Source organism: Pseudarthrobacter sp. NPDC058196, from assembly GCF_042882685.1.
Classification (GTDB): Bacteria; Actinomycetota; Actinomycetes; order Actinomycetales; family Micrococcaceae; genus Arthrobacter.
In genome coordinates, this window is record NZ_JBHVVN010000002.1 from 355,513 (window position 1) to 367,056 (window position 11,544).

The following is an 11,544-nucleotide window of genomic DNA, read 5'->3' on the forward strand; positions in this document are numbered from 1 at the left end:
CCGGGATGCGCTCCGGGATCCGCCCCGGCCTGGACCACCCACCTGCGCAGAGAGATTCGCGACCGATATTCAGCCGTCCGGCAATAACGCGGATCGCTTCCGCAGTGGACTCATAGTCATCTGGGTGATCAAGCACCAGCCGGACCGCACGGTCCTTGAGTTCTTTGGGGTACTGCTTGGGCATACTGTCATCCTCCTCGGAAAACAGTCCCTACAAAACTCGGGCCGGTTCACCCCCGTTGGCTGCCGGGGAGTGTGACTTCAGTAGTCGCCGACGAACTCGTGGCCAACTACTGTATCGACCTCGGGGTCGAGAGATGACCCGACGACGCCCCGCCCACGAAAGGACTAGAAAGTGAAACTGGCACGGTACATGTCCGACCACGGACCGCGCATCGGAATAGTGGTGGACGAGAGACTGGTCGATGCCCAGCAACTCGGTTATCGGCTAGAGGTCGAAGACATCCTAGGGGGTGGGTCCGACCTGTGGTCGCGGATGAGCGCCGATGCACGAGCCGACGGCCGACCCTCGGTGCCAATCGATTCGCTTGAACTGCTGGCGCCGGTCTCCCGGCCCGGCAAATACTTCGCCGCTGGTATGAACACCCGCGACCATGTGGCAGAGGTGTCCGGAGGAACGACGGCACGTGCGCAATCGGCACATCGACGCAATCAACTGGTCGCGCAAGCCTATCCCGATCCTCGCTTCGCGATGATCTTCAACAAACAGGTCTCCTGCATCAGCGGGCCCCATTCCCCGATCTGGCTCCCGCGGAAGTCGACTCTTCTGGACTACGAGGGCGAAGTAGCTGTGGTCATAGGCCGACGTCTCAGAGATGGCGACGAATCTGCGGCCCGGGCAGCGATCGCCGGCTACGTCGTCGCCAACGATGTGTCCGTGCGCGATTGGCAGACGACGACGTCTCAGGCGTGGCTCGGCAAGAGCTTCGATACACATGGGCCCATCGGCCCGTGGATCGTGACCGCCGACGAGTTTGATCCTGCTTCCGCCGAGATCAGGACATGGGTGAACGGAGAGCTCCGCCAATCGGGCGCTCTGGCGGACCAGATCCTCAGCCCGTGGGCGATCGTCAGCCAAATATCACAAGTGTGCACGCTCGAACCCGGTGATCTTATCGCCACTGGTACGCCTGCAGGTGTCGGTGCAGTGCAGGAGAAATGGCTGACGTTGGGCGACCGTGTCCGAGTGCAAGTCACTGGAATAGGCGTCATTGAGAACGAAGTCGTCGCCGAACCGTCTGTAGAAGGACGATGAGTACCTGAGTCTTGCTAGTGGGCATTTTCGTTAGTTCGTCGGGGGTTAGGTTGCGAGGTCGTGTTTGTGTTCACTCAGGCGCTGTAGGTTGTCGCGGAGGTCGTGGCGGGTGTATTTCCAGTCGAAGGGTTCGGCGGTGGTGTTGTCGCGGTCCTGGAAGGCGAGCACGCGTTGGGCGAACTGGTCGAGGTCGGTGAAGTCCCTGCCGGTGATGGCCTTGCGCTGCAGGATGGAGAAGTAGTTCTCGACCTGGTTCAGCCAGGAGGCGTGAACGGGCAGGTCAACCAGGTCGCGGTCGGCCAGGCGGTGTGCATCCGGTCGATGGAGCGCATGCCGTTGTGTGAGGACCCGTTGTCCACGACCCAACACCCGCCGGGCCGAGGCGTAGGGCTCGGTGGTCATCACCTTGGCCACGAGCTGCGTGAAGGGCTCGACCGGTCTTCTCCAGGGCCTGATCGCATCGGCAGCCAGCCAGCGACCCAAGGTGGCCGGGCTGCCCGAGGTGACCAGTCCTTCCTCGAGGGCCGTCCGCACCAGCTCGGCGGCCGACCACCGGGTCAGTGGAACGCTCTTATCCGACGGCGGGGTGCAGGCGCGCCTGACGCCGTCGACCTAGACCGGGGTGAAGACCGGTGGACGCCCGGACCACGGCGCATCGTCCAGCCCGGCCAGCCTGGCGATTGGGTGACGCTGGGCGGGGAGAAGGACATTCGGGGCCCGTGGGTCGGTACCGGCGGCGTGGGCGCGAAGTTCTGAATGAGCGTGCTCACCGACATCAAGAACTGCGGGGTCAAGGACAGCTTCTTCTTGGTCTGCGAAGGGCTCAAGGGCCTGCCGGAAGTCGTCTCCAATGTGTGGGCGCTGACCATCGTGCACACCTTATCTGTCCACAATGGTGTGGACAGAACCGCTCGGTCGGCCACCTGCACCGTGGCGGGCAGAACCTGTGGAGACGCGTCACCTTCGAGCTCCCCATGCAGACCCGTTCGACCGCCGCGGGGCAGAATCGTAAATCAGCCAGTGGGAGTTGCAACGTACCCAGGACGATTGCCGAGATAAGGTTCTGACGCGAGGCTGCCGCGCGTACCGATGACAGGTGGAATCTATCCGGAGAGGACACCTATGGCGCAGCCACATCATCATTCCGAATCCTCCGACCTGTTTGCCGGTTTGATTGGGGCGCGGAAGTCCATCAGTTATGCCTGGTCAATGCCGAGGGCAAGATCATGCTGCAGAAGCGCTTCGCCCGGCACCTGCGCGACTACGACATAGGGATTGACCAGCTGCTGGCTCAGCACCCGGACACCAGGATCTTCACCAGCTTTCCCGGCCTCGCACCGGTCACCGCCGCGACGTTGCTCGCCGGAGTAGGTGAGGACCGCTCCCGGTACCCGACCGCCGGTGCACCACTGGCTGAGACCGGACTCGCCTCGGTCACTCGCGCCTCCGGCCGGAGCCGGCAGGTGCGGTTCCGCTACGAAGCGAACAAACGCATGCGCCACTCGATCGACTGGTGGACCTTCGTCGCCGTCCGTGAAGACCCGCACTGCTCCGGCCACCTCTGCCAGGAGGCCAGGGCAGCCGGTCGGTGCCATCACCGTGCCCCGCGCGGCATCGGAACCCGCTGGTCCGTGTTCTCTGGCGCTGCTGGCAGGACCACGTGGAATACGACCCCACGCTCCACTCGCACCGCGACGAGGCCCTCCGCGCCGCCGGGAACAACGGCGCCGCCACCACGCACACCAACACCGGGGCAAATACCCTGAGCAACGCCGGCTGACTCTCCCGGCACCCAAACGGACGGGCAACACCGGCCCGCCCGCCACTCCACCCTGCCCACCGCAAGATCACCCAATCCGGCAGCAGGTTGACAGCGGGAGTCTGCATCGTCCACCTGGTCCGCAACACGTTCCGGTAGGCCGCCCGCCAGTCCTGGGACGAAATGCCCCGTGATCTCCGCCCGGTCTACACGGCACCGTCGGAGGCCGCGGCGAAGGAACGTTTTGTCGACTTCCCGGCCAAATGGGGCCGGCAGTATCCGGCCGTCACCCGGCTGTGGAAAAACGCGTGGAGCGAATTCATGCCGTTCCTGGACTATGGCGCTTGGCCCCAATCGCGAACCCGACCCCGCACTGCACGCAGGCTGCGGCCAGGTGTTCGGCGAAGTAGCCGGCATCCCACCGGCACCGACCGTCTCCACCCGGACGGCAGGGCCGCGATGGACCGGTCCAGCAGCTCGACGCAGTTGCTGCGGGGGTCCACGATGCCGCCTATCAACTAGTTGGCCAACGGGATGCCTGCCTCGGCCCCGAACCCGATGTGCGGGCGCAGGGTCAGCGCCTCGGTTTAGGCATGGGCGGCCTTGTCCTTGGGCCGGTCGTAGACCTCGACGTCGGTGCCATCCCCCGTCGGTCGTGGCAACCCTTGGCCAGCGAGGCGCGCCGCAGCGGCGGCACCAGGTCCAGCATGGCGGTGTTGACCTGGCCGATGCCGGCCTCGAATCCGGACAGTTGCCCGGGGCCGAAGCGCCGGGCGATCCCGGCCGCGGTCGTGGACGCCGGGGTCGGGACCGGTTCGAGCTGCTGGCCGGCGACATCGGCCCTACGCCGGGTCCAGCCCGACCAGAAAGTCTTGCCCGGCCAGCTGGGCCGAGGCCACCGCCACCAGCAGCTGCCCTCCGGGCAGGCCCCGGTCCCGTTCATTCACCGCCCCGATCCCGGCATCAAGCGCCGAGGCCAGGCCCAGGACCCGGTCGGCCTCCCGGATCGCCTCGACCCCGGCCGCCGGGGACAGCGCAGGGTCCGGGGCCCCGATCCGTACCCGACAGGCCCGCGCCTTCTTCGCGTCCAACTTCGTGCGGCGCTTTTCGCCCCGTGGAGGTGCCACCGAACAGGTGTCCTTTCCGGGCTGGGTCCTGGTTGCTTCGCAACTCCCATTGTCCCAAGCCAGAGGGTTATTCATTTGAAGCGCGCCCGCCGGCGGGCACGACTCGCGGATCCGGGTCAGATGCAGATCCATGCCCGGCGCAGTTCCGGTGGCGGGACACATCGCCGAACAGGCCTGCGGGTCATGCGTTCTTCTCGCTCGTTTTCGAGGTTACGCAGCCGCGAGCTGACCTCGCTCATCTGCAAAGATGTTTAGTTCGTCACCGGATGTGTGACCAAAGTGGCTGCAACGTCAGCTCCCAGAATCTACTTTGCTAGTCAATAGAGGAACAGGAGTGAGTAGTGATCAACAAGGTGAGATCCGACGTGCTCGATGCCTTGAGCGGCATCAAAGACGGCGCGACGACATTCATCGCCGGGTTCGGCGGGGCAGGGTCACCTGTAGCGCTCATCGAGGGTCTATGTGAGCTAGGACTGACCGGTCTTACGGTCGTCTCGAACAACGCCGGGATCGGATCGGACGGGCTTGCTCGGCTAATCGAGACCGGGGCAGTTGCGAAGATCATCTGCTCGTACCCACGCTCGGCTGACTCGGCGGCATTCGATCGGCGTTACAATGCTGGATCGATTGACCTCGAACTCGTTCCGCAGGGAACGCTGGTAGAACGCATTCGGGCAGGGGGTGCGGGCATCGGCGGATTCTTCACTCCAACGACGGTCGGTACAGTTCTCGCTGAGGGAAAAGAGCATCGCGAAATTGCCGGTGTCACCCAAGTGCTCGAATACGGGCTCCGAGCCGATGTCGCGCTCATCAGCGCCCGGCTAGGGGACCGGTGGGGCAACCTCACCTACCAGTACGTGGCGCGGAACTTCGCGCCCGCGATGGCTTCGGCCGCGACGCTGACTGTTGCCCAGGTCGAGGAAATCGTGCCTTTGGGGTCGATTGACCCACATCATGTCATGACCCCGGCACCGTTCGTCGATCGAGTCGTCCGGGTCGGCCGATGAGCGCGCTGCGTCCGGCGTCGTCGGAAGGTCGATTCCCCGGACTTAAACCAGTCGGAGTCGCGCGGGAGGTGGCGATCGATCTTCCTGACGGTTCCGTGGTGAACCTCGGGATAGGGATGCCGCAACTCGTGGGAGAAATGATCCCTCACGGTCGAGAAGTGATCCTGCAAGCCGAGAATGGCGTCATCGGTATCGGTGCGAACGCCACCGGTGATCAGCAGGACATGAACCTCATAGACGCGGGCAAACGTCCGATCACGCTCGTTAAAGGAGCGTCGATTGTCGATCACGCGGAGTCCTTCGCGTTGATCCGAGGCGGACATCTCGACGCGTGCGTAATGGGCGCCTACGAGGTGTCCGTCGCCGGTGATCTGGCAAATTGGTCCACCGGGGGCGTCAAGGCTCCTGCTGTCGGGGGCGCCATGGACTTAGCCCTAGGAGCGCGTGAGGTCATCGTTCTGATGAAACACCTGGGACGCCACGGTGAGCCGAAGATCGTCACCCGCTGTTCGCTGCCACTCACCGCGCCCGGTGTGGTCACCCGCATCTACACCGAGCTCGGCATCTTCCAGCCTGCAGGCGACAGGTTGATCGCACTGGGATTGGCAACAGATCTCGACGAAGTCCGACGGCTAACGCCGGGGATCACGATCGACATCCACGAAGAGCACGTCACGCTCCCGCGGGTCGACGAGGAAGAGCAACTTCCAGGCCACCACAGACACCTAACCCAAATGGAGGAGAACTGATATGAGAGTGCCCGTGTTGATCGTCGGGGGAGGCGGGTGCGGACTCGCCTTATCGACGTTTCTTTCCGACCGAAACGTCGAGCATCTCCTGGTGGAAAAGCATCCCGGGACTGCGACCCTGCCCAAAGCAGGTTCCTACACACAGAGAACCATGGAGATCTTCCGCAGACACGGTCTGGCGCAGGAGATCTACAGTCTCGGTCCTCATCCCGACAGCGTATCCAAAGTGGCTTTTTACACCTCCCTAGCGGGAGATGATGCCATCGACCGGCAGCGCCTGCACATAGCTCCGTTCCTCGGATTCGCCGACCCCGACCGAGCCATACATGAGCGGGACAGTCCGGAACGGTGCGCGATCTTGCCGCAATGGGATCTCGAACCGATCCTCCGTCGCGCAGCTGAAGAGCGGAATCCGAACCGCGTCCGTTTCTCGCACCAACTGACCGACTTCGATGAGGCAGCCGACGGAGTCACCGCTACCATCCTCAACAAGGAGACGGGCGAGCGCACCACTGTCCATGCGGACTATCTGGTGGCTGCGGACGGAGGGCGCACGATCGGTCCGGAGATCGGAGTAATCCCCCAAGGCCAGAGCGGCCTCGCGGACATGGTTAGTCTCATCTTCGAATCAGACCTGGGGCCACATCTGCCCGAGAACGACGTGATCATCTGGTTCTTCGTCAATCCGGACGGAGGGCCGTACAGCAGCGGCGTTCTCGTACCCCAGGGATCCGGCGAAGCCGGCTGGGGCCGTGGCCCGCAAGACGTCCGACGCTGGCGTCTGAACATCCGGTTTGCGGCTGGCGACCCGGCAGCCGATATCGATGATGAGGGGGCCGTCGAATTGATCCGGCGCCTGCTGAAGATCGACGACCTCGAAGTGTCGATGATGGGTATCAGTCATTGGTCCCTGGAGGCTGTGGTCGCCGAGACATTTCGTGCGGGGCGCGTGCTCATCGTCGGCGATGCGGCGCACCGCCAGCCACCGACCACCGGACTAGGGTTGAACTCAGCCTTCCAGGACGCAGACAATCTCGCGTGGAAACTCGCCGCGGTCACCTCCGGCGTCGCACCGGATTCCTTGCTCGATTCATACTCGACCGAGCGGAGGGCAATCGACGCACTGCAGGTCGAGTGGGCAATGTTCACCTTCCAGAACCTTGGGAGGACTCTCGTGGCCGGATTGGGCATAGGTCCCGAGATGTCGCGTGAACAGCGCCGCGACGTGTTCACGGAGCTGGTGGCCGACACCCCGATGGGCGCGGCTCGCAGAGCCATTCTGGACGAGGTTTGGCAGACGCAACGGATCGAGTTTAACCCCCACGATCTCGACCTTGGGTACGTGTATTCGGATCGAGGCGCGGCGGTGGTCCCGGACGGATCGGCGCCGCCGCCTCGCGATCCGATGGGTTCGGTTTACACACCGGAGGCCAGGCCCGGGCATCGCCTGCCGCATGTTTGGCTGCAGTCGCCCGACGGAGAGCGGGTATCCACCCACGACCTGGCTCCGCTTAACGGGTTCACGGTGATCACCTCCGCAGACGGTCCTGGGTGGTCGAGCGCTGCGGCGGAGATCTCGAACGAGATCGGTCTGCCTATCACGGTTTCCGTCATCGGCGACGAAGGTCACCGCCTCGTCTCCGGGGATTGGCACTCGGTACGCGGCGAGATCGATGACAGCGGGGCAATCCTCGTCCGGCCCGACAACTTCGTCGGCTGGCGCGTTGCTGAGGCTCCAGACGATCTCGCCGGAGCGCTCCGGGACGCTGTTCTCGGCGTACTCGGGAAGAGCCCAATCCAGCAGAGAGAGACGAGAGACGTGGTGGTCGCACGATGATCGAAGAACGTCATTACACAGTCCGCGGGGTGCGCACGCGAGTGCTGGTCGCAGGGGATTCCGAGGCACCGCCGATCCTGCTACTTCACGATGGCGGGTGGGGGGCATCGGCCGACATGTCATGGGAGAGCATGATCCCTATCCTCGCGCAGGATCGCCGGGTCATCGCACCGGACCTGATCGGTTACGGGGGCACGGACAAGATCTACAACTTCGCCGCGTCGACCGTAACTGTGCAGATCGAGCATGTGCTCGCCCTGCTCGATGAGCTGGGAATCATCTCACTTCCATTCGTGGGCAGTTCCTTCGGCGGAACGATGACTATCCGGGCGCTGACCGATCCGAACTACCGGCGCCGGATCTCGGCTGCCGTGACCCTGGGCGGCACAGGCGGCCCTTGGAAGACCCCCAAAGCGCCGGCAGAGTTAACCCGATTCGACGGAACACGTGAGGACATGCGGAGGCTGGTCCGCTTACTCGGGATCGATGACCAGGACAGCGACTACGTCGATCGGCGGTTGGCGTGGTCCCATGTGCCAGGCCACTACGAGACGATGTCCGCCCCGCGCCTGACCGTCCCCGACGCCATCCGACGCAGTGTACCGGTGAACGACTTCCCCAAATCCTTGCGCGGCGTCAACGTCCCGACTCTCATCATTCACGGCGTGGAGGACGATCTCCTCGAACCGGATTGGGGCGAGCACCTGGCCTCAGAGCTCACAGACGCACGCATAGAGATCTTGCCGGCCGGGCACTGTCCGAACGTAACGATGCCCGAGAGGACGGCGGAGATTATCCACACCTTCCTCACCGACTGCGCCCTGCAGAGACTAGCCAGCGCGCGAATGACCCACCAACCCAACAAAGATTGACGAGGAAATCCATGTCGCTTCATCTCGCCCACGTAGTCCTCCAGACGACTCAGGTCGCCGCCATGCGTGATTGGTACTGCACCGTGCTCGACGCTCACGTCGTCTTCGAGAACGGTCCACTGTGCTTCATCACCTTCGACGACGAGCATCACCGGATCGCCTTCAAGCAGATCGCCGAACGCGGTCCGCGGACCGCGACGACCCCCGGCCTTCACCACACGGCTTTCGGTCTGCCGACCCTACAAGCTCTCTCGAACCGCTACACCTCCCTGGAGTCGCGAGGCATCCTTCCCGCACGCCCAATCCAACATGGGGTGACCACATCGCTTTACTACGAGGACCCGGACGGGAATGTGGTCGAACTTGAGGTCGACAACTTCTCGACGCCGGAAGCTTCAACCGACTATATGGAGAGCGCAGAGTACGCGGACGATCCCCTCGGGCCATTTTATGATCCACGAGCAATGGTGCGGGCGCTGTCCGATGGTGTCGCCGAGTCGGAGATCATGACCAGGAAGTGGGCGCTTGCAAACCCGCTGTCGGCGCCGCAAGGTGGGTCATGACAGGCGCACGCGAGCATGACCTGCCGCCGGACGTCGATACGCCGGTGGTGATCGCGGGTGCGGGACCCGTCGGCATGGCGCTCGCTTTGGAATTGGCGATGCACCGAGTGAAGTCAGTGCTCGTGGAGCGCAACCCCGAGACCACGACATTTCCGAAGATGGATCTCACAAATGTTCGGAGCATGGAGCTCATGCGTCGGTGGGGAACACTCGACGACATCCGACGCGCCGGCGTAGGCGAGCAGTATTCCTTTGACGTCATCTTCACCTCGGGCCTCGATGGGTACGAGTACGGACGCTGGGAATTGCCGAGCCAGAAGGAAATGCGCGACACCATCACGGCGGCGAACGACGGGTCGCAGCCGCGCGAACCCTGGCAGCGGATTTCGCAGGAGCGGATGGAAGCGGTTCTGATGAAGCGGTGCCTCGACTCACCGTTCATCGATGTCCGTCGGCCCTGGGCGGTTGTTGCGGTGCGGCAGGAGGCAGACGGTGCGGTGACCACGATCCGGTCCGCCAACGGTGACGAGCACCAGTTGCGAAGTACATTCGTAGCGGGGTGTGACGGGGCGCACTCGGTTGTGCGACGATCGACGAACATCCACCTCGAGGGCGAACGCAGTGCCCTAGGTACCTCCTGTCAGGTCCATTTCCGCTCGCGCGATGTCCGCACGCTGCATCGTTTCGGCCAGTTCTGGCACATATTCATGGCGCGTCCGATCGGGCGGGTGGTCATTGTCGCCCAGGACGAAGAAGACACGTGGACCATGCAGGCGAGCGTGCCGGCCGGTACTACCGTGGACGAGATCGATCCCGTGGAGTTCCTACGCCTACACACCAACAGTGCCATCGAGGTCGACGAGATCCTGAAACACTCTGTGTGGCAGCCGCAGGCACTTGTTGCCTCGAGCTACCGGGACCGGCAAATCTTCGTGGCGGGTGATGCCGCCCATCAGTACATCCCCACGGGAGGCTATGGGATGAACACCGGAGTTGGGGACGCAGTGGATCTCGGATGGAAACTCGCGGCAGTGATCAACGGGTGGGGTGGCGAACGGCTGCTGGACAGTTACGACGCAGAGCGCCGGCCGGTGGGCGTGGCGAATCGCGATCGTGCCGTCCACAACGCCAGGGTTCACTCCGATGCCGCACAGATCGTCGGTGCCGATGCCCATCTGTTGGCCCAGGACAACGACGCCGGAGAGAAACTGCGAGCCCGACTCACCGCCCACTATGCGGATCGGCGTGGTGAGAACGAGAGCTTCGGAACGGAGCTCGGCTATGGCTACCCGGATTCACCTGTCATCACGACCGCCGCGGATGAGGACGAGATCGGCACCATCACTGCCGCGGATCCACTCGTCTACACCCCAACCGCCTGTCCCGGCGCGCGGGCACCACACGTGTTCCTGTCCCCGGACAACTCGATAATCGATAACTTCACAGACCAATTCACTCTCGTGAACTTCGGTGGCGATCCACGTGCGGTTAAGGACATTCTCGCTGCCGCGGGAGATCTCGGAGTTCCGATGAAGCACGTCGCCATCGACCATCAGTCGGCGCGCGAGTTGTACCGTCGCGATTTCGCAATCGTCCGGCCCGACGGACATGTCGCTTGGCGTTCATCCCACCGACCCGACTCCCCGGCAGACCTGGTAGCCACGGTCGCTGGGCGTTGACCGCCAGACACTCGGAGACTCCTGGCGGGTTCTAACGGTCCTCGAAGCACCTGATGGTTTAGACCGTGAGAGTCGCGGGCATGTCCGCTCGCTCTCGCCCCCGCCAGTGGGCATTTTCGTTAGTTCGTCGGGGGTTAGGTTGCGAGGTCGTGTTTGTGTTCACTCAGGCGCTGTAGGTTGTCGCCGAGGTCGTGGCGGGTGTATTTCCAGTCGAAGGGTTCGGCGGTGGTGTTGTCGCGGTCCTGGAAGGCGAGCACGCGTTGGGCGAACTGGTCGAGGTCGGTGAAGTCCCTGCCGGTGATGGCCTTGCGCTGCAGGATGGAGAAGTAGTTCTCGACCTGGTTCAGCCAGGAGGCGTGAACGGGCAGGTCAACCAGGTCGCGGTCGGCCAGGCGGTGTGCATCCGGTCGATGGAGCGCATGCCGTTGTGTGAGGACCCGTTGTCCACGACCCAACACCCGCCGGGCCGAGGCGTAGCCGAGTAGTGCCCCATAGAGTGGTGCAACGCGCGGGTGGCCTGGCACGTTGTTCCAGACGTGGGCGCGGCACCAGTGTGATCCTTCGAGTGAACCTTCCACAGAATCCTCGAAAGGATTCACCACGGTGACCGCTCCTTACATTGTCGACCCTGCAGGCCTGCTCGGCGAAGCCCTGTCCGAGGCCTCCCCGGACCTG

Annotated in this window: 10 protein-coding genes and 3 pseudogenes; 10 read left to right on the forward strand and 3 right to left on the reverse strand. The window is 63.7% G+C overall.

All coding sequences use genetic code 11. The annotated features are described in order from the left end of the window. Positions 1–355: 355 nt before the first annotated feature. Positions 356–1,276, forward strand: coding sequence for a fumarylacetoacetate hydrolase family protein (locus tag ACFVVC_RS04375; RefSeq protein WP_387449608.1), 921 nt, complete (start codon positions 356–358; stop codon positions 1,274–1,276). A 45-nt stretch (positions 1,277–1,321) separates the two neighbouring features. On the opposite strand, the gene ACFVVC_RS04380 is transcribed toward ACFVVC_RS04375, so the two are convergent. Then, entirely contained in the window at positions 1,322–1,810 is a 489-nt protein-coding gene (locus ACFVVC_RS04380; RefSeq protein WP_387449610.1) for a hypothetical protein, read from the reverse strand. A gap of 150 nt (positions 1,811–1,960) precedes the next feature. Between ACFVVC_RS04380 and ACFVVC_RS04385 the strand changes: the two are divergent. The 3 pseudogenes from ACFVVC_RS04385 to ACFVVC_RS04395 form a co-directional block, all read left to right on the forward strand. Beyond that, positions 1,961–2,167 (forward strand): annotated as a pseudogene (locus tag ACFVVC_RS04385) (transposase); the annotation flags it as partial. A gap of 335 nt (positions 2,168–2,502) precedes the next feature. Beyond that, positions 2,503–2,763, forward strand: a pseudogene (locus ACFVVC_RS04390) (transposase); the annotation flags it as partial. Between the two features lie 446 nt (positions 2,764–3,209). Then, positions 3,210–3,557: pseudogene (locus tag ACFVVC_RS04395) on the forward strand (transposase); the annotation flags it as partial. 320 nt (positions 3,558–3,877) lie between these two features. Here the strand turns inward: ACFVVC_RS04395 and ACFVVC_RS04400 are convergent. After that, positions 3,878–4,162, reverse strand: a complete 285-nt coding sequence (locus ACFVVC_RS04400; RefSeq protein ID WP_387449612.1) for a hypothetical protein — start codon at positions 4,160–4,162, stop codon at positions 3,878–3,880. Positions 4,163–4,503: 341 nt separating this feature from the next. On the opposite strand from ACFVVC_RS04400, the gene ACFVVC_RS04405 reads away from it, so the two are divergent. The 6 genes from ACFVVC_RS04405 to ACFVVC_RS04430 all read left to right on the forward strand — a co-directional run bounded on the left by ACFVVC_RS04405 (position 4,504) and on the right by ACFVVC_RS04430 (position 10,869). Beyond that, positions 4,504–5,169, forward strand: coding sequence for a 3-oxoacid CoA-transferase subunit A (locus tag ACFVVC_RS04405; RefSeq protein WP_387449614.1), 666 nt, complete (start codon positions 4,504–4,506; stop codon positions 5,167–5,169). Between the two features lie 68 nt (positions 5,170–5,237). Beyond that, complete coding sequence (locus tag ACFVVC_RS04410) at positions 5,238–5,918, forward strand: CoA-transferase (protein WP_387449616.1); 681 nt, start codon at positions 5,238–5,240, stop codon at positions 5,916–5,918. Position 5,919: 1 nt separating this feature from the next. Then, positions 5,920–7,755, forward strand: coding sequence for an FAD-dependent monooxygenase (locus ACFVVC_RS04415; protein ID WP_387449618.1), 1,836 nt, complete (start codon positions 5,920–5,922; stop codon positions 7,753–7,755). Continuing rightward, positions 7,752–8,627, forward strand: a complete 876-nt coding sequence (locus tag ACFVVC_RS04420) for an alpha/beta fold hydrolase (protein WP_387449620.1) — start codon at positions 7,752–7,754, stop codon at positions 8,625–8,627. Before ACFVVC_RS04415 ends, ACFVVC_RS04420 begins: the two co-directional genes overlap by 4 nt. A gap of 11 nt (positions 8,628–8,638) precedes the next feature. Then, positions 8,639–9,190, forward strand: a complete 552-nt coding sequence (locus ACFVVC_RS04425; RefSeq protein ID WP_387449622.1) for a VOC family protein — start codon at positions 8,639–8,641, stop codon at positions 9,188–9,190. Next, positions 9,187–10,869 (forward strand): FAD-dependent monooxygenase, encoded by a 1,683-nt coding sequence (locus ACFVVC_RS04430; protein ID WP_387449624.1) that lies wholly within the window; start codon positions 9,187–9,189, stop codon positions 10,867–10,869. Before ACFVVC_RS04425 ends, ACFVVC_RS04430 begins: the two co-directional genes overlap by 4 nt. Positions 10,870–11,003: 134 nt before the next feature. Here ACFVVC_RS04430 and ACFVVC_RS04435 read toward each other — a convergent pair whose 3' ends face one another. Continuing rightward, positions 11,004–11,471: a hypothetical protein gene (locus ACFVVC_RS04435; RefSeq protein WP_387449626.1), complete on the reverse strand. Its 468-nt coding sequence runs from the start codon at positions 11,469–11,471 to the stop codon at positions 11,004–11,006. Positions 11,472–11,544: the final 73 nt, after the last annotated feature.